The organism is Pseudomonas sp. PDM25 (genome assembly GCF_019219045.1).
Classification (GTDB): Bacteria; Pseudomonadota; Gammaproteobacteria; order Pseudomonadales; family Pseudomonadaceae; genus Aquipseudomonas.
In genome coordinates, this window is the sequence record NZ_JAHUWL010000015.1 from 46,942 (window position 1) to 65,940 (window position 18,999).

Here is an 18,999-nt window from a genome sequence, read left to right on the forward strand (position 1 = left end):
CTGATCATGCAAGAGCACGCTTAGATCAACGAAGTGAGTTAGTTACTCAGCTAGATCCAGGACAGGCAGTGCGGGCATAACCGCATTGATTGAACATCAACGTCAGACGGATTGTTTAGCGGGGAGGTGGGTCGGGTCTACTGTCAGAAATAACAGGTCTCTTCTGTTTCCGATAAGTGGTAACAATCAATGAAGTGACGGGTGCTCAGGCATTTTGTGCCTGCAGAAAAATCGAAAACAGCTCCGACTGGGATTTGATCCCCAGTTTGCTGTACATGTGTTTCTTATGGACTTTCACGGTTTCAACAGAGATTTCCAGCTTGCGGGCGATTTCTTTACTGGAGCAACCGCTGAGCATCAAGCGTCCGACATCCAGCTCCCGGGCGGTCAATTGCGCGCCTTTGAGTTGCTGCACCGACGTCTCCAGCTGCACGCGCCAGTCGACTGGCGGTGGTGCTGGCGCAAGGGCCACGACTTCGTTGATTTCGTAGGGCAGGCGCTGGCGTAACAGGCCGAGCACCCAGGGCTGGATCAGCGACAGCAAGGCAATCTGTTGGCCGCTGAAACGTTGCTTGCTGCCCAGTGACAGGCACAGCGTGCGGTCGCCTTCGAGTTGGCAATTGAACTGGATTTCATCGGCCACCACATTCAGACGAAAGTAGCGCTGGTAATACTCGGTCAGCTCGAAATGCTCCGGCGCCACTTCCGACAGGCGATAAAGCCCGGTGCGCGACTGCTCGCGACAGGCGATGTAGAACGGATCGAGCAGGTACAAACCGCGCAGATAGTCCTGGAACAACTGATCGGGACTGCCGTCCGCGCCCGGGCATTCGGCGAACACTTGCGGGTGCTGATCAGCGCTGAAAAGCAGCGCCACCCAGCTGTCGAAGGTCACGTACTGATCCAGCAACCGTACCAACTGCGTCCAGAAATTGGGCTTGTCCAGGGCGTCGATCAGTTGCCCGACCGAGCGGTGCCACGCGATGTCGTCTAACGAAAGTGTCATGCCTCTACCCCTATCGGGTTACCCCAGCGGCGTGATTTCCCGGCCGGTGGCTTGCTGCGCATACTGGCGCACAGACACCGACCGGGCAATCTTTCTGCCAGCCTGGTCAAGAACAAGGAATACCCATGAAAGTCGAACTCGCCCAGTTGGCGGGCCGTGACAACGACACGGCTTACAACCTCGACCGCGCGCTGAAGGCGATGGCGGCCTGTGCTGCCGATACGCAGCTGATCGTGTTTCCCGAAACCCACCTGATGGGCTTCCCGACCCTCGAGGCGTTGGCCGAAACCGCCGAACCGCTGGACGGTCCGACCGTCAGCGCGGTGCTGGCTGCGGCCCGTGAACGCAATATCGCCGTGGTGATCGGCATGGCCGAAAACGACAACGGCCGCTTCTACAACACCACGCTGCTGATCACCCCCGAAGGTATCGCGCTGAAATATCGCAAGACGCACCTGTGGGCGTCGGACCGCGGTGTGTTCGAGCCCGGCGACCGTTACGCCACGTGTGAGTGGAACGGTGTGCGGGTCGGCCTGCTGATTTGCTACGACATCGAATTCCCGGAAACCGCCCGGGCCCTGGCGCAATTGGGGGCCGAACTGCTGATCGTCACCAACGGCAACATGGACCCTTACGGCCCGACTCACCGCACCGCGATCATGGCCCGCGCCCAGGAAAACCAGGCGTTTGCGCTGATGGTCAACCGGGTGGAAGAGGGCGATGGCGGGTTGGTGTTCGCGGGTGGCAGTGCGCTGGTGGATCCGCTGGGGACTTTGTTGTTCGAGGCCGGGCGGGAGGAGGGGCAGTTTGCAGTGGAGCTGGACCTGAATCAGTTGACGGCGGCGCGGCAGGATTATCGGTATCTGGATGATCAGCGGCTGCGGTTGCCGGGAGAGATTGTTGAGCATGCTTGTGGATTGCGGGAGCTGCTGATTCCAAAAGGTTGATCCAAATTCTCTGTGGCTTGTACTGGCCCCCTTCGCGAGCAAGCCCGCTCCCACATTGGTTGTGTGAACTCCCGAGATCAAATGTGGGAGCGGGCTTGCTCGCGAAGAGGCCCTGACAGGCGACACATCTGTGTCGGCCAATAACCAGAACAACAACGAAACACCCGAAATTTAGCGCCGAACTCGGCTCTGCCATAAATCTAATAAATTCGGAGTAGTCGCTCATGGCTCATTTGCAACGCACCCTGTCATTGGGGTCGGTGGTGCTGTTCGGCATCGCCTACATGACGCCGATCATCGTGCTCGGCACCTTTGGCATCCTCGCTCAATCCACCGCCGGCATGGTCCCGGCCGCTTACCTGGCGGCGCTGGTGGCGATGTTTTTCACCGCCATGAGTTACGGCCGAATGGCCTCGGCGTTTCCCGTCGCTGGCTCGGCCTATAGCTATGTCCGCAAGGCGATCAGCCCGAAACTCGGTTTCATTGCCGGTTGGGCCGTGCTGCTCGACTACCTGTTCCTGCCGATGGCGATCTGGCTGATCGGCGCGGCCTACCTCAACTCCGCGTTCCCGGCCGTGCCGCAGTGGATCTGGGTACTGGCGTTCATCGGCATCACCAGTGCAATCAACATCGTCGGCCTGAAACTGGCCAACGGCATCAACGCGTTACTGATGCTGGTGCAGTTCCTGGTGCTGATCGCCTTCGTGGCGCTGTGCGTTCATTACGTCGGTGGTGATGCGAGCACGCCGTTGTGGTCGGTCAAACCGTTCTTCAACGGTGATATGCAGATGCCGCTGATCATGAGCGGTGCAGCCATCGCCTGTTATTCATTCCTCGGGTTTGACGCGGTCAGCACCCTGACCGAAGAAACCCGCGACCCGCGCCGCACCATCCCGCGAGCGATCATGCTGATCACCCTGATCGGCGGGTTGATCTTCGTCGGTGTGTCGTACTTCGTGCAGATCGCGCATCCGTCGTTCCAGTTCGACAGCGTCGACTCGGCAGCCTATGAAATTGCCCGCAACATTGGTGGTGACCTGTTCGTGTCGATCTTCCTGATCGGCCTGATCGTCGGCCAGTTTGCGTCGGGCCTGTCGGCGCAGGCCAGCGGCTCGCGGCTGTTGTTCGCCATGGGTCGCGATGGCGTGCTGCCAAAATCGTTCTTCGGCACTTTGCATGAACGCTTTGGCACACCGGTCAACAGCATCCTGCTGTGCGCCGTGGTCGCGTTGCTGGCGCTGAAACTGGACGTCACCACCTCGACCTCGTTCATCAATTTCGGCGCGTTCCTGGCGTTCAGTCTGGTGAACCTGTCGGTGATCTTTCACTACTGGATCGGCGGTGAGCACAAAGGGCTGCGTGAATTCGTGTTGTTCCTGCTGTTCCCGTTTATCGGTCTGGCGGCGGATTTGTGGCTGATGGTCAGCCTCGATCACCTGGCGATCTATCTGGGGTTGAGCTGGCTGGCGATTGGCGTGGTGTACCTGGCGGTGCTGACTGGCGGCTTCCGTCGCCAGCCACCGGAGATGGATTTCCAGGAAGCCACATAACCCGTATAAACCCGTAGGAGCAAAGCTTGCTCGCGATTGCGGTGTGTCAGTCGACATTAATAGTGAATGACACACCGCAATCGCGAGCAAGCTTTGCTCCTACAGGGGTGGGGGTTCAGAGATTGGATTGGTGAATCGGCAACTGGACCCGAAACGTGGTTCCCACGCCGACTTCACTGCGCACCGTAATATCCCCCCGATGTTTTTTCACGATGCCATAGGACAGGGACAACCCCAGCCCCGTCCCCTGGCCCACCGGTTTGGTGGTGAAAAACGGGTCGAAGATTTTCAGCAAGCTGTCCGATGCGATGCCGGAGCCAGTGTCCGCGACCTCGATCCACACCGTTTCCGCTTCAAGCCCGGTGCGCAAGGTGATGGTGCCGCGCTCCGGGCCGATGGCCTGAGAGGCGTTGACGATCAGGTTCATGATCACCTGATTGATTTGCGAAGGCAGGCATTCGATGTCGGGCAGGTCCTGGTATTCCTTGAGCACATCGGCCTTGTACTTGAGTTCGTTGGCGACAATGTTCAAGGTCGATTCGATGCCCTGTTGCAGATTGGCCCACTGCCATTCCTGATTGGAGTCCACCCGGGAGAAGTCCTTCAGGTCCTTGACGATCTGCCCGACCCGGTTGATGCCGTCCTTGGACTCCTTGATCAGCAGCGGAATGTCCTCGCGCAGGAACTCCAGCTCGACCCGTTCGCGCAGTTGGTTCAAACGCTCGATGAGCTCGCTGGAGCCGATCGCCTCTTCCGCATCGCGATAGGCGTCGAGCATTTCCTGCAGTTGTTTGAAGTAGCCGTCCAGGGTGCCGAGGTTGGAGGAAATGAAGCCGATGGGGTTGTTGATTTCATGGGCGACGCCAGCCGCGAGCTGCCCCAATGAAGCGAGTTTTTCCGATTGCACCAATTGGGTTTCCAGCTGTTTGCGCTCGTCGACTTCCCGCTGCAATTCAACGCTGGTTTCTGTCAGTTGCCGGGTTCGGCGTTCGACCATTTGCCCTAAATGGTCCATCTGCACGCTGGCCCGTTCGGTCATGTCCCATTTGGTCAACAGGGTGTTGGCCATCTGCTGGACTTCAATGTTGTCGAACGGCTTTTTCAGGATCAGCAGCCGGTCATGTGCGTTCAATCGATCGAGCAGTTCATCCCAGGAATAGTCGGAATAGGCGGTGCACACCACCACTTGCAGGCGTGGGTCGGCCTGCCACAAATGTTCGATGGTCTGCGCACCGTCCCAGCCCTCGGGCATGCGCATGTCGACAAAGGCCAGGGCGTAGGGGCGGTTTTCCTGCAAGGCCCATTTGAGTTTGCCCAGGCCTTCCTGGCCGCCATAGGCCGAGTCGAGCTCGAACAGTGCACGGGTTGATTTCACTTCGCTGCCAAACAGCTCGGCCTCCATCTCGTCCAGTTCGACGGTCTGTTCCGGCATGGGCGTGAGAATCTTGCGGAAGTCCACGTGAATGGACGGGGTGTCATCGATCAGCAGAATGCGTCGATTCGAAAGCTCGCTCATGCTTCCTCCTTGACGGTTTTCAGCGGTATCTGCAACGTGAACAGCGCACCCTTGCCCGGTCCGTCGCTATGGGCGGTGAGGTGGCCGTTCATTTCGATGGCGGCCAGGGCGCAGCTGTGCAGGCCGAAGCCGTGGCCTTCCTTGCGGGTAGTAAACCCGTGGGAAAAGATGCGCGTCATGTTTTCCTCGGCGATGCCTTCGCCGTCGTCCTTGACGCTGACTTGCAGGATCTTGTCTTCGACGATTTTGACCCCCAGGGTCATTTGTCGCGGGCGGTTGCTGAGGTCGGACATGGCGTATTTGGCGTTGCTGATCAGGTTGATCAGGATCAGCAGCAACCGGTGCTTGTCCCCCATGACCTGCGGCACATCGCTGTACTCCTTGACCACCGTGACGTGGTGTCGGGTCAGGGCGCCAGAGTTCATGCGCAGGGCGTCTTCCAGCAATTCGCTGATGTGCAGCGGTTCCATCAGGCTGTTGGCGCCTGCGTAGGACTGCTGGGTGGCGACGATGTCCTTGATGTGGTCCACGCTTTTGGTCAGTTGGGCCAGTTCGTCGGTCATGCCTTGTTGTTCCAGGGCTATCGCGTCCACCAGTTGATTCAGGTAACCGGGTAGCAACTTGCCTTTCGGGTCCTCGGTCAGAAAGGTGCCGAGGTCACCTTGATGGTCGTTGATCAGTTGCATGGCCTTGCCCAGGCCCAGTGCCTTGCTGCCGCGCAGTTTGCGGGTCACCAGGTCGGCCGAAATGTTCACGCTGTTGAGCACGTTGCCGACATTGTGCAGCACATTGGTGGCGATCTCGGCCATGCCGGCCTGGCGCGCGGTGTCGAGCAGTTCGCTCTGGGTATCCTTGAGTTCGCGGGTGCGCTCTTCAACCCGCAGCTCCAGGTCTTCATTGGCGGTTTGCAGGGCTTTGTTGACGCGGTTGATCACCGTGAAACTGCGCATCAGGTGAATCGCCAGGTACACCAGTAACAGCACCAACAGTACGGAAAACACCAGCATGTAGAAGTGATAACGCTGATCGACCGCGTCGGTCCGCTGCTGGTCGGTGTTCAGCAGGTTGGTAATGTCGTCCAGGCGTTCGGCCACGGGAACGGCTTCGATGTTTTCCAGTAACCGATTGACCACGGGTTGTTCGCGCACAATCAGCGCGATGTGGTTGCTCATAATGTCGATCGGACTGTGGAACTGTTCAGGCAGACGCTGTTTGTTCACCCCCAGTTTGTTCAACCCGAGCAGGATGTCGGCGGCCCTGTCATCGGAGGTGACCTGGGCGAACTCCAGGCTGCTGAGCAGCAAGTCATAGGTGTCGGTGGCGATGTTCTGAAGTTGCAGTTGGTCCTCACCCACCAACCCGGACAGCTGTTCCTGAATGTCGTCCTCGGCGGTGGGCAGGAACGCCAGTGAGTTGCGCAGCACGGCGTTGTGAGACTTGAACTGCTCCACCAAACGGGTCTTTTCCTGAATGGCGCTCAGGTACGCATCATGGCTGGTGCGCCAGACGGGCGAGTCGTTGCGGCCATGGCTCGACTCCATGGTGTCGAACCGCTCCCAAAGGTCCGTTATCTCGGTCAGTGGCGAGACCAACGGATCGTAGTTGTGACTGATGGCGATCCTGGCCTTGAGGATCTCGGTTTCCCATTGTGCGTTCAGCTGTTTGATCCGGCCGATCAAGTCCCGGGATTCGGCGTAGGTTATCGTCTGGTTCGAGCTGGATTTGAGGTACAGAAACAGCAGCACTGAAGCCAGCATCAGGGCCACGACGCCGAGCAACGCCAGGTTGCGGCGGTTAGACGTTTTCATAAGGGCTTGCCTCCCCATTCACCGGTCAGGGTCTTGAGGAATTTGATGATCAGCGTCTTGTCGTCGGCAGAGGGAATACGACCGAGCTGGAACTTGAACATCACATCCACCGCCTCTTCGAGGGTTTTGGCCGAGCCATCGTGAAAGTACGGCGCGGTCACGGCTACGTTGCGCAGGCTCGGGACCTTGAATACGTTGCGGTCCTCTTCGTCTTTGGTGATCAGATAGCGGCCCAGGTCGGCTTCGGTGGGGTTGCCTCGAGTCTTGAAGTAGTCGCCCATGACCCCGAACTTCTGGAACATGTTGCCGCCGATGTTGACGCCCTGGTGGCAGGCGATGCAGCCGTAGTCCTTGAAACGTTGGTAACCGTATTTCTCGTCGAGGGTGAGAATGTCGGTATCGCCTTGCAGGTATTGGTCGAAACGCGAGTTGGCGCTGATCAGCGTGCGTTCATAGGTGGCCAGGGCATTCTGCACATTGTTCATGGTCACGCCGTCCGGGTAGGCGTTGGCGAACGAGGTCTGATAAGCCGCATCGGCGGTCAGCATCTGCACTACATGCTCCCAGTTACTGCCCATTTCACTGGGGCTTTGCACCACGCCGTGGATCTGGGTTTCCAGTGTGTCGGCGCGGCCGTTCCAGAATTGTCGGAAATTCAGGCTGGCGTTGAACACGCTGGGGGTGTTGATCGTCACTGGAACGCCGTTGAACCCGAGGGAAAACGCCTTGTTGTCGGCACCGCCATTTTCCAGTCGATGGCAACTGGCGCAGGACAGTGAATTGTTGACCGACAAGCGTGTCTCGTTGAACAACTGGCGACCGAGCTCGATCCGCAGCGGATTTTGCTGGGGCACCGCCGGCAGTGGTTTGAGCGGCTCATCCAGCGGTGCGGCGCCAGCGCTCAGGCAGAAGCCGAACAACGGCGCCAATAGCAGACGGTGAAAAGAAGGCGACATCTGATGATTCCTTGGCTTGGGCCTGCGCATCGCTCACGTGGCTGCGGATGAAGAGGGCTTCACCGACCCCAGATACCGGACGAAGGCGTCCGGCGCCACGGCTTTGCTGAAGTAGTAACCTTGACCCTCTTCACATTGATGTGACTTGAGGAAGTCCAGTTGTTCGAGGGTTTCCACCCCTTCGGCAATGATGGTCAGCTTGAGGCTCCGGCCCAGGCTGATGATGGCGCTGACCAGCGCGGCGTCGCTGCTGTCGCGGCTTAAGCCGCGAATGAACGACTGGTCGATTTTCAGCACGTCGATGGGAAAACGCCGCAAGTAGCTCAGGCTGGAATAACCGGTACCGAAGTCATCGATGGCCAGTCGTACGCCCATCACCTTGAGCCGGGCCAGAGCGTTTACCGTGGTTTCGACGTTCTGCATCAACACGCCTTCGGTGATTTCCAGCTCCAGCAAGGCCGGTTCCAGACCTGTTTGTTTGAGGATCTGTTCGATGCCGTCGACAAAGTCTCGCTGACGGAAATCGATGGCCGACATGTTCACCGACATACAGATTTTCGGCAGCCCCGCGGCCTGCCAGGCGCAGGCTTGTCGGCATGCCTCGGCCAGCACCCATTTGCTCAACGGCACGATCAAGCCGCTGTCTTCGGCAATACTGATGAAGTCCGAGGGGTAGACCAGGCCGTGCCCCGGTTTTTGCCAGCGGATCAGCGCCTCGGCACCGACCACCTGGCCACTGACCAGGTCCAGTTTGGGCTGGTAATGCAGGACAAATTCGTTGCGTTCCAGCGCCAGGCGAATGCCGCTCTCGATGCTTTGCTGATCCCGGGCGCGCTGGTTCATCTCGTCGATGAAAAACCTGAAATCGTTCGGGCCGCTTTCCTTGACGTTGCGCATCGCGGTTTCGGCTTTCTTGATCAGCGCGATGGCATCGAAGCCGTCGTCCGGGTAAATGCTGATGCCCAGGCTGGCGGTCACGCTGAGGTCGTGGCCGGCAATGTGCTGGGGCGCGCGGATGGCGTTCAAGAGTTTTTCGGCGATGCCCTTGGTCTGCTGGGGATGGCGGACGTCGGCGAGGATCACCACGAATTCATCGGAACCGTAGCGAAACACCGAGTCGGACTCGCGGATCGTCGCCACCAGATTGCGCCCGACCTGTTTAAGCATTTCGTCACCGGCCGGATGACCCAGGGCATTGTTGATGCGCTTGAAGCGATCGAGGCCCAGAAACATCACGGCCAGTTGTTTGTCATGGCGCCGGGACAGGGCCAGGGACTGGTTCAACCGGTCACCGAGCAAGGTGCTGTTGGGCAGCTCGGTCAGTACGTCGTACTGCAACAGGTGCGACACCTTGAGCAGTTCGTGGACCCGCGCCTCGATGGTTTGCTCCAGGCTCAGGACCTTCATCGCCGCGTCCTGCGCCATCTGCCATTTCCAGGTCAGGGCACTGGCCATCTGGCGGATTTCCAGGCTGTCGAAGGGTTTTTTCAGCACCAGCAACTGGTCGCCGAATTCCAGCCGTTCGGCCATGTCTTCCCAGGTGTAATCGGAAAAAGCGGTGCACAACGCGATTTGCAGGTGAGGGTCGGCCTTCCACAGTTGTTCGATGGTTTCCAGGCCGTCCCAGCCCGGTGGCATGCGCATGTCGGTGAACGCCATGGCATAGGGGCGACCTTCGGCCAGTGAGCGCGTGACCAGTTCGAGGGCTTCCTGGCCCTGGTAGGCCGAGTCGAGCTGGAACGTCAGCCGATCAAGCTGCACGGTGCCGAACAGGGCTTCTTCAGCGCTGGCGAGGGTCTGTTCGCCGCCGGGTTCCTCACCTTCGATCTCGGCGCCAAGAATCTTGCGAAAATCCTCATGAATCGAGGGCGTGTCGTCGATGATCAAGATGCGCCGGTTAGTCCGCACGAAAGGCGTTTTCATCCTTTGCCCTCCGTGGAGCGCGGCGGGTTCTCCAGAATCGGCCCGATGTCATGGTTGGGGGGCACGATGCTGCCGGCCTTCAGCAGCTCGGCGGCCTGCTGGCTGCTGACCGCTTTGCTGAAGAAGTAACCCTGGGCGTTCATCGGTGAACCGGTGGCCATCAGCGAGCTGCGCTGCTCCTGGGTTTCGACGCCCTCGGCAATGATGCCGATCCCGACTTCACGGGCGAAGTTGATGATGGCGCGCAAGGTGTTCGCGCTGGCCGGATCGCGGGCGGCGGTGTCGATGAAGGCCTGAGCGAGTTTCAGGTGATTGACCTGGTAGGTCTTGAGGTAGTCGAACGAGGAGTACTCGGTGCCGAAGTCGTCGATGGCGATCTTCACCCCCAGTTCACGCAGGCGCGGCAGCACATCGTTGTGGGTCCATTTGGTCTGGGCCAGTGTCGCTTCCGTGACGTCGAAGCGCAGGTCCCAGGGGCAGAGTTCCCAGCGCGCGGTGGTGCGCAGCACGTCATAGATCAGTTCGGGGCCACTTTTAAGTTGCGCCAGGGACAGCTTGATCGCAATCACCGGCGGCGCCATTCCCTCATCGCGCCATTGACGCATTTGCCGGCAGGCGCGATCCAGCACCCAGTGACCGAGCGCGACGATGGTGCCGGTCTTTTCCGCCGCGGGCAGGAACGCCGGGGCTTCCAGCAAACCGCGCTCAGGGTGGTTCCAGCTGACTTGCGCTTCCATGCCGAGGATTTTGCCGCTGGTCAAGTCCACTTCCGGCCAGTAATGCAGTTCGAGTTCTTCGTGTTCGATGGCCGTTCTCAGGTCGCTGGCGATGGTCATGCGTTCGACCACCTCCTGATTGATCTCCTCGGAGTGGAAGTGGTACTGGTTGCGGCCCTGTTCCTTGGAGCGGTACAGCGCCATGTCGGCTTGGGTCAGCAGGCCGTCGGCGCTGGTGCTTTCCGGGGTGCAGCTGCTGATGCCGATACTCACTGAGACCCGCACATCATTGCCGGCCAGGGAATAGGGCAGTACCAACGTATCGCGGATCTTGGCGGCCAGGGCTGCGGATTGGGTCGGGTCGCCGACGTCCAGTTGCAAGATCGCGAACTCGTCACCGCCGAGGCGGGCGACCACATCGTTTTCGCGCACACAGTCCTTGATCCGGCGGGCAACCTCTTGCAGCAACAGGTCGCCCACGGGATGGCCGAGGGTATCGTTGATGCGTTTGAAGTGATCCAGGTCCAGGTAAAACATGGCGAACGGTGCCGCCCCCCGACGCGCCGAGGCGAATGCCTGGTGCAACCGCTCGATCAGCGTCGCCCGGTTGGCCAGCCCGGTCAGCCCGTCGGTGCGGGCCAGCAGGGCGATTTTCTCTTCGGCCAGTTTACGTTCGGTGATGTCGATGATGATGCCTTCGACTTCCAGCAAACGGCCTTCATCGTCGCGCACCGGGATATAGCGGTTTTCGACCCAGCGCCAGGCGCCTTCGCCAGTGCGCATCCGGAATTCGATGGAAGCGCCTGCCGCATGACGGTCCAGCACCCGGGCCATGGCGGTGTCGACCTTGGTTTGATCATCGGGATGGATCAGTTCCTGAGCCCAGTTGGTCGAGGCGACCAGTTTCGCCGCGACATGACCGTATTTGGTGATGTTGTGCGAGATGTACATCAACGGAAACGACGGTTCGCCGCGTAACCGATACAGAATGGTCGGGCTGTTCTGCACGATGATGTTGGCGTCGGACAGTTCTCGGGTGCGTTCTTCGACCGCCTGTTCGAGCAGCGACATCTTCAGCTCTGCGTCTTCGGTCATTTGCCACTTGGCCGTCAATGCGCTGGCCATCTGGCGGATTTCGATGGCATCGAAGGGTTTTTTCAGAATCAGCAGGCGATCGCCCAGTTCCAGGCGTTCGTCGATGTCTTCCCAGGAATAGTCGGAATAAGCGGTGCAAAGCGCCACTTGCAGCTTGGGATCGACTTGCCATAGCCGTTCGATGGTTTCCAGCCCGTCCCAGCCTGGCGGCATGCGCATATCGATGAAGGCCATCGCGTAGGGCATGTCGTTGGCCAGCGCCGTCTCGACCTTGTCCAGGGCTTCGAGGCCCTGAAACGCCGAATCGAGCACGAAGCTCTGCAGCGATAGCGCCGCAGGAGTGCCGAACAGGGCATTTTCGGCGCTGATCAGGCTGTCGTCTTCGATCGATGGGGGACTAAGGATCTTGGCAAAGTCCGCATGAATCGAGGCTGTGTCGTCGACGATAAGAATCCGTCGGTTGGTCCGCGCCAGCAGCGTATTTATCGACATACGCCAGTACCGGCGGCAGCTTGATGCGGTTTTCGCATGGGGGCTTCCTTTCCCTGATCACCTGACCGAACGTGCAGATTTGGATCCGAGTCAGCTCAGCATAGTCGCCTGTCCAGCACTTCGCGCAACTCAATGAGCTGAATCATTTCTGTTGGCGGGCTGAAAATCATCTAGCCTGTAGGTCAGGCTCCGGCAATAGGGGATGTTTGCCTCGGGGCCTGCCACAACGATGTGCCCGTTTTTCTTGAGGTGACGCCATGGAAGAGCAACTCCCCACGACTTTGAACGATAAACCCAAGGTGCTGCTGGTCGATGACGAGGAGTCAATCCTCAACAGCCTGCGTCGCCTGTTACGCGGCCAGCCCTACGAGTTGCTGCTGGCCACCAGCGGTGGCCAGGCGCTGGAGATCATGGAGCAACACTCCATTGACCTGGTGATGACCGACGCACGCATGCCCAATATGGACGGCGCCACGCTGCTGGCCCGCATCCATCAGCTTTACCCGACGACCACCCGGATTCTGCTCACCGGCTACGCGGACATGCCGACGATCATCAAAGCGATCAACGAAGGGAAGATTCACCGCTACATCAGCAAACCCTGGAGCGACGAGGAAATGCTCCTGACCTTGCGCCAGTCCCTCGCTCATCAATACTCCGAGCGCGAACGCCAGCGTCTGGAGCAGTTGACCCGGTTGCAGAACGACCAGTTGAAGTCGCTCAACATCACCCTGGAAAAACACGTCGCCGCCCGCACTGCCGAACTGCAGCAGACCGCCGACATGCTCGACCTGGCCTACGAAGAGCTCAAGCACAGCTATGTCACCGGCACCGAGGTGTTCTCGCTGCTGGCCAACCTGCGCCTGCCGCCGGCCAAACAGACCAACCGCCAGATCATCGAACTGGTGCGGGTGTACTGCAAACTTCATGGCCTGGACGAGGGCACCAGTCGCGACCTGACCATGGCCGCGGCGCTCTACAACATTGGCAAGCTGAGCTGGACCGACAGCATGATGACCGCACCCGCGGACCTGCTGCACCACAGCGATCGGGAGCGTTATCGCGGTTATCCCAAGCAGAGCGAATCGCTGTTGATGACGCTCGATCCGATGAAGGACGCCGCCCGTCTGATTCTTCATCACCAGGAGCGCTGGGACGGCAGCGGCTTCCCCGACCGGCTCAAGGGCGAGGCGATTCCGTTCGGTTCGCGGCTATTGAAACTGGCGGTGGATTTCATTGAGTTGCAGCGTGGGCTGATCCTCGAGCGGCAGATGAACAGCGATGAAGCACTGGTCTACATCCGCAACTATGCCGGGCGACTCTACGATCCCGAGTTGGTGGAGGATTTCATTCAGGTCTGTGCCGCCTACCTGAGCGATGTCTCGTTGGCCGATCCGTCGGTCAAGGTGCTGACCACACGGGAAGTGGCGGCGGGCATGATCCTGGCGCGCAACCTCAATGCCGACAACGGCATGCTGCTGCTCAATGCCGGCAAGGTGTTGAACGGGCCACTGGTGGAGAAGTTGATCGCCTTCGAAGCCATGGAAGGCGCGAAATACAGCATTTTCGTGAAGGTGCCGGAAGACGTTGCGGTTCTCGAGGCCAGTTAGTTTTCCAGACTCTAGACAATCCCCTTGTGGGAGCGGGCTTGCTCCGGGCGGCGTTCCGACGAAGGCGGTTTTTCATTCAACATTGATGTTGACTGACCCGCCGCCTTCGTCGGAACGCCGCCCGGAGCAAGCCCGCTCCCACAGGGGATTTGCGGATGTCTGCAGAGATGTTTTTCGGCGTGACGAGGCAGCGGAGCCATGTGATCCTTGCGCCTTTTGCCAAGGGCGATCCTGATCCATGACGCTGTCATCCGCTGCTTCACCCCGCCTCATCCGCATCGCCGCTGCCCTGTTGATCGGCCCGGACGGGCGCACGCTGTTGGTCCGCAAGCGCAGCACCGAAGCGTTCATGCAGCCGGGGGGCAAGATCGAAGCCCATGAGCAACCGGTCCAGGCGCTGGCCCGTGAACTTGAAGAAGAATTGGGCCTGGTCATCGATCCGGCACACGCCACTTATCTCGGGCAATTCTCGGCACCGGCCGCCAATGAGCCGGGTTTTACCGTCCAGGCCGAACTCTTTCAGCTGACCATCGATTCAGACGTATCGCCGGCGGCGGAAATCGAAGAGGTGCGCTGGATCGACCCGGCCACTGACGGCAATGTCACGCTGGCGCCATTGACACGGGACCTGATCCTGCCGTTTTATCGAGCCTTGTTAACCGAAACTGCCTGATTATTCCCGGACAAAGGACTGCCCATGATCCCGCTTCAAGACTTGCTGATTTTCGCCGCTGCCGCGTTGCTGATGGTGCTGACGCCGGGGCCGAACATGATTTACCTGATCTCCCGTTCGATCTGCCAGGGCCGCAAGGCCGGTGTGACGTCGTTGCTGGGTGTGGTCGCGGGGTTTTTCGTGCACCTGTTCGCGGCCGCTGCCGGTTTGACCGCGGTATTTCTGGCGGTGCCGATGGCCTACGAAGTGCTGAAGTGGGCTGGCGCGCTGTACCTGATGTGGTTGGCGTGGCAAGCCGTCAAACCGGGTGCGCGTTCACCGTTCGAAGCGCAGCAGTTGCCGCCGGACTCGTCGCGCAAACTGATCACCATGGGTTTTCTGACCAGCGCCCTGAACCCGAAGATCGCCGTGTTTTACTTGTCGGTGTTTCCGCAGTTCATTACGCCTGAGCATGGCTCGGTGTTCACGCAAAGCATCACGCTGGGGCTGACTCAGATCGGCGTCAGTTTCAGCGTCAATCTGCTGATCGCGCTGTTCGCCGCGGGCATCGCCTCCTGGTTCGTCAACAACCCGTCCTGGCTGGCGGTGCAGCGCTATTTCATGGGGTTCGTGCTGTCGGCGCTGGCAGTGCGACTGATGCTGGAACAACGACGGATGGCTTGAACATGTGGATTGAACGGCTTGATGCCAGTCATGCTCTGGATTATCGGGCGCTGATGCTCGAAGCCTATGACCTGCATCCCCAGGCGTTTACCTCCAGCGTGCGCGAACGTGCTGTGATGCCATTGAGTTGGTGGGAATCACGCCTGAGCGGCAAACTGGACGTGGTATTCGGCGCGTTCGAAGGCGGTGAGTTGGCGGGCATCGTCGGGCTGGCCTTCGAGCCTCGGGAAAAGGCCAGGCACAAGGCGACATTGTTTGGCATGTACGTATCGGGCAAGGCCCGGCAACGCGGAGTCGGTTATCACCTGGTACAGGCTGCCCTGGCTGAAGCGCAGGACCATAAAGGTCTGAGGCTGATCCAGCTGACCGTCACCGCTGGTAATGAGGCTGCGTTCAAGTTGTACCAGCGTTGCGGTTTCGTCCAGTTTGGCCTGGAACCTTTGGCGGTACGGGTCGGTGAAGACTACTTCGACAAAATCCACATGTGGCGGGAACTCTGAACCCACCGCAATCCCTGTGGGAGCGGGCTTGCTCGCGAAAGCGGTGTCAAATTCAACAATAATGTTGACTGAAACACCGTATTCGCGAGCAAGCCCGCTCCCACATTTTGATCGTCGTCAGGCTCTAGCGAACTGCGCTGACGCCATCCAGTGTCGAGAACGACGTGTCCTTGGCCGTCAGCAGGAAGTCGCGCATGTACGGCGCATCCAGCATGTCGGCGCGAATCCCCGCGTACAACGTCGCAAACAAACCTTTCTCGCCCAGCCGCTTGGCCTTCACATAACCCCGTGAGCTGTATTCATGCAGCGCCCAATGGGGCATGCCGCACACGCCGCGGCCGCTGGCCACCAATTGCATCATCATCACCGTCAGTTCCGACGTGCGGACCTGAGCCGGTTCGATATCGGCCGGTTCCAGGAAACGGGTGAAGATGTCCAGCCGATCACGCTCCACCGGGTAGGTGATCAGCGTTTCCGTGAGCAAATCTTCCGGGACGATGTAGGCCTTGCTCGCCAAACGGTGCTGATTGGCGACCGCGAGCATCGCTTCATAGGTGAACAACGGCACATAAGTGATCCCGGCCAGTTCCAGCGGGTCGGAGGTCACCACCAAATCCAGATCGCCACGGGCCAGCGCAGGCAGCGGGGCGAATGAGAAGCCTGAAGCCAGGTCCAGCTCGACTTCCGGCCAGGCATCGCGGAACTGGTCGATGGTCGGCATCAGCCATTGAAAGCAACTGTGGCACTCGATCGCCATGTGCAAACGCCCGGCAGTGCCACCGGCCAGCCGCGCGATATCGCGCTCGGCGCCGCGCAGCAACGGCAGAGTGGCGTCGGCCAGTTGCAGCAGACGCAAACCGGCGCTGGTGAAGCGCACCGGTTTGGTCTTGCGCACGAACAACGGCATGCCCATGCGCTCCTCCAGTTCCTTGAACTGGTGGGACAGGGCCGACTGCGTCAGGTGCAAGCGGTCGGCCGCATCCACCAGGCTATCGGCTTCGCGCAACGCGTGCAGGGTCTTCAGGTGACGGATTTCAAGCACCGGGGGCTCCATGAGGAAAACTTGTGATCAACACGAAAAGGTTGAGTTTGTCTCATGTTGGGTTAGCTGTCGACAATAGCGCCATGTTTTACAGCAACTTTTAGAGGGAGCAATTTCACATGGCCTTGGCACACACACTGGGTTTCCCGCGCATCGGCGCTGACCGCGAACTGAAAAAAGCCCTCGAATCCTACTGGAAGGGCGATCTGGATCAGGACGCGCTGAAAAGCGTCGGCCGCCAATTGCGCGCCACCCATTGGCAATTGCAGAAAGACGCCGGCATCGACCTGCTGCCCGTGGGCGACTTCGCCTGGTACGACCAGGTCCTGACCCACTCCTTGACCTTCGGTGTGATTCCCGAGCGTTTCGACAGCGCCAAGGACTCGCGCGGCCTGCCAACCCTCGACACCCTGTTCGCCATGGCCCGTGGCGCCACGACGGCCTGCTGCGGCGGCGAACACAGCAAAGCGCAATACGCCCAGGAACTGACCAAATGGTTCGACACCAACTACCACTACCTGGTCCCGGAGTTCAGCGCTGATCAACAATTCAAACTGAGCTGGGAACAGCTGTTCGACGAAGTCGACGAAGCTAAGGCCCTCGGCCACAACGTCAAACCGGTGATCATCGGTCCACTGACTTACCTGTGGCTGGGCAAAGCCAAAGGCAATGACTTCGACAAGCTCGACCTATTGGAACGCCTGCTGCCAATCTACGGTGAAATCCTCGGCCGTCTCGCCGCTCAGGGCGTGGAATGGGTGCAGATCGACGAACCGATCCTGACCCTTGACCTGCCACAGGCCTGGAAAAACGCCTTCGAGCGCGCCTATCACATCCTTCAATATTCGCCGCTGAAAAAACTGGTGGCTACTTACTTTAGCGGTCTGGAAGACAACCTCGGCCTGGCGGTCAGCCTGCCAGTACAAGGCCTGCACATCGATGCCGTGCGCGCCCCGGATCAACTCGGCCAGGTGCTGGACCGTCTGCCGACCTACAAGATTCTCTCGGTGGGCCTGGTCAACGGTCGCAACGTCTGGCGCTGCGAACTGGAGCAAGTGCTCGCGCAACTGCAACCGGCCCAGGAACGCTTTGGCGACAACCTGTGGGTCAGCAGTTCCTGCTCGCTGCTGCACAGCCCGGTGGATCTGGATCGCGAAGACAAACTCGACCCGGAACTGAAAAGCTGGCTGGCATTTGCCGTGCAGAAGTGCGGTGAAATCGCCGTGCTGCGCGATGCCCTGAACGACCCGCAATCACCCAAGGTGCAAGCCGCCCTCGCCAAAAGCCGTGGGATTCAGGCCAGTCGCGCCGAGTCGCCGCGTATCCACAAAGCCGAGGTGCAGGCACGGATAAGCGCCATCCGTGACAAGGACAGCCAACGGCACTCGCCGTTCGCCAAACGCATCGAACAGCAACGTGCGCGATTGAAACTGCCGGCCTTCCCGACCACCACCATCGGCTCGTTTCCGCAGACCGGTTCGATTCGTCTGGCGCGCCAGGCGTTCAAGCAAGGCAAGCTGTCGGCCAACGATTACACCGACGCCATGCACAGCGAAATCCGCCATGCCGTGCAAGTCCAGGAACGCCTGGGGCTGGACGTGCTGGTGCACGGTGAAGCCGAACGCAACGACATGGTCGAGTACTTCGCCGAGCAACTGGACGGCTACCTGTTCACCCGTTTTGGCTGGGTGCAAAGCTACGGTTCGCGCTGTGTGAAACCGGCGATCATCTATGGTGACCTGAGTCGGCCGAACGCCATGACGGTCGACTGGATCACCTATGCGCAAAGCCTGACCGACAAGGTCATGAAAGGCATGCTCACCGGTCCCGTGACCATGCTGATGTGGTCGTTCCCGCGTGAAGACGTCTCGCGCAAAATCCAGGCGCAGCAACTGGCGCTGGCCCTGCGTGACGAAGTGGTGGACCTGGAAGCTGCCGGTATCAAGATCGTGCAGATCGACGAAGCCGCCTTCCGTGAAGGCTTGCCGCTGCGCCGTGCGCAATGGCAGGAATACCTCGACTGGGCGGTAGAAGCGTTCCGCTTGAGCGCCTCCGGTGTGCGGGACGAAACCCAAATCCACACTCACATGTGCTACAGCGAATTCAACGACGTGATCCAGTCCATTGCGGCGATGGACGCCGATGTGATCACCATCGAAACCTCGCGCTCGGACATGGAATTGCTGGAGGCTTTCGAGGCCTTCGACTACCCGAATGACATCGGGCCGGGCGTGTATGACATCCACTCGCCACGGGTGCCGGACACGGCGGAAATGGTGAAGTTGATGAGCAAAGCCGTGAAGCGCATTCCGGCTGAGCGGTTGTGGGTGAACCCCGATTGCGGGCTGAAGACCCGGGCGTGGCCGGAGACTGAGGCGGCGTTGGTGAACATGGTGGCGGCGGCGCGGCAGTTGAGGAGTCAACTGGCTTAAGTCCTCGTTCCGTAAATGTCGCCCCGGCAAAACAAAACCCGCTGACCGGTTAACGGTCAGCGGGTTTTTA

14 protein-coding genes are annotated in these 18,999 nt (G+C 59.7%); 7 read left to right on the plus strand and 7 right to left on the minus strand.

Features of this window, described 5'->3' with window-relative positions; translation table 11 throughout:
* Positions 1-205 precede the first annotated feature (205 nt).
* The gene (locus tag KW848_RS24475) at positions 206-1,006 is read right to left on the minus strand and encodes a LuxR C-terminal-related transcriptional regulator (RefSeq protein ID WP_111452018.1); all 801 of its coding nucleotides are present in this window, start codon (positions 1,004-1,006) and stop codon (positions 206-208) included.
* A 125-nt stretch (positions 1,007-1,131) separates the two neighbouring features.
* On the opposite strand from KW848_RS24475, the gene KW848_RS24480 reads away from it, so the two are divergent.
* A complete protein-coding gene (locus KW848_RS24480; RefSeq protein WP_218538346.1) occupies positions 1,132-1,953 on the plus strand; it encodes a carbon-nitrogen hydrolase family protein in 822 nt (273 codons plus the stop codon).
* Positions 1,954-2,177: 224 nt separating this feature from the next.
* Positions 2,178-3,503 carry an APC family permease gene (locus KW848_RS24485; protein ID WP_218538347.1) on the plus strand — a complete coding sequence of 442 codons (1,326 nt, stop codon included), beginning with the start codon at positions 2,178-2,180 and terminating at the stop codon, positions 3,501-3,503.
* 115 nt (positions 3,504-3,618) lie between these two features.
* Here the strand turns inward: KW848_RS24485 and KW848_RS24490 are convergent, their stop codons facing one another.
* Genes KW848_RS24490 through KW848_RS24510 form a run of 5 tightly spaced genes read right to left on the minus strand, consistent with a single transcriptional unit; the run spans position 3,619 to position 12,009 of the window.
* On the minus strand, positions 3,619-5,019 hold the full coding sequence (locus KW848_RS24490) for an ATP-binding protein (protein WP_218538348.1): 1,401 nt from the start codon (positions 5,017-5,019) through the stop codon (positions 3,619-3,621).
* Positions 5,016-6,827 (minus strand): DAHL domain-containing protein, encoded by a 1,812-nt coding sequence (locus tag KW848_RS24495; protein WP_218538349.1) that lies wholly within the window; start codon positions 6,825-6,827, stop codon positions 5,016-5,018. Before KW848_RS24495 ends, KW848_RS24490 begins: the two co-directional genes overlap by 4 nt.
* A complete protein-coding gene (locus KW848_RS24500) occupies positions 6,824-7,783 on the minus strand; it encodes a cytochrome-c peroxidase (RefSeq protein ID WP_218538350.1) in 960 nt (319 codons plus the stop codon). The genes KW848_RS24495 and KW848_RS24500 overlap by 4 nt, the downstream gene beginning before the upstream one ends.
* 33 nt (positions 7,784-7,816) lie before the next feature.
* The gene (locus KW848_RS24505) at positions 7,817-9,706 is read right to left on the minus strand and encodes a bifunctional diguanylate cyclase/phosphodiesterase (protein ID WP_218538351.1); all 1,890 of its coding nucleotides are present in this window, start codon (positions 9,704-9,706) and stop codon (positions 7,817-7,819) included.
* Positions 9,703-12,009 (minus strand): bifunctional diguanylate cyclase/phosphodiesterase, encoded by a 2,307-nt coding sequence (locus KW848_RS24510; RefSeq protein ID WP_218538352.1) that lies wholly within the window; start codon positions 12,007-12,009, stop codon positions 9,703-9,705. Before KW848_RS24510 ends, KW848_RS24505 begins: the two co-directional genes overlap by 4 nt.
* Before the next feature lie 257 nt (positions 12,010-12,266).
* Here KW848_RS24510 and KW848_RS24515 point away from each other — a divergent pair, with 257 nt between their 5' ends.
* The 4 genes from KW848_RS24515 (at position 12,267) to KW848_RS24530 (ending at position 15,455) form a co-directional block, all read left to right on the plus strand.
* Positions 12,267-13,619, plus strand: a complete 1,353-nt coding sequence (locus tag KW848_RS24515) for an HD domain-containing phosphohydrolase (protein WP_218538353.1) — start codon at positions 12,267-12,269, stop codon at positions 13,617-13,619.
* A gap of 238 nt (positions 13,620-13,857) precedes the next feature.
* Positions 13,858-14,292 (plus strand): NUDIX domain-containing protein, encoded by a 435-nt coding sequence (locus KW848_RS24520; RefSeq protein WP_111452009.1) that lies wholly within the window; start codon positions 13,858-13,860, stop codon positions 14,290-14,292.
* A gap of 24 nt (positions 14,293-14,316) precedes the next feature.
* Positions 14,317-14,955, plus strand: coding sequence for a LysE family translocator (locus KW848_RS24525; RefSeq protein WP_192410286.1), 639 nt, complete (start codon positions 14,317-14,319; stop codon positions 14,953-14,955).
* A 2-nt stretch (positions 14,956-14,957) separates the two neighbouring features.
* Positions 14,958-15,455 (plus strand): GNAT family N-acetyltransferase, encoded by a 498-nt coding sequence (locus KW848_RS24530; RefSeq protein ID WP_218538354.1) that lies wholly within the window; start codon positions 14,958-14,960, stop codon positions 15,453-15,455.
* Between the two features lie 124 nt (positions 15,456-15,579).
* Here the strand turns inward: KW848_RS24530 and metR are convergent, their stop codons facing one another.
* Positions 15,580-16,497 (minus strand): transcriptional regulator MetR, encoded by a 918-nt coding sequence (gene metR, locus KW848_RS24535; protein WP_008155262.1) that lies wholly within the window; start codon positions 16,495-16,497, stop codon positions 15,580-15,582.
* 119 nt (positions 16,498-16,616) lie between these two features.
* On the opposite strand from metR, the gene metE reads away from it, so the two are divergent.
* Positions 16,617-18,929 (plus strand): 5-methyltetrahydropteroyltriglutamate--homocysteine S-methyltransferase, encoded by a 2,313-nt coding sequence (gene metE / locus KW848_RS24540; protein WP_218538355.1) that lies wholly within the window; start codon positions 16,617-16,619, stop codon positions 18,927-18,929.
* Positions 18,930-18,999: the final 70 nt, after the last annotated feature.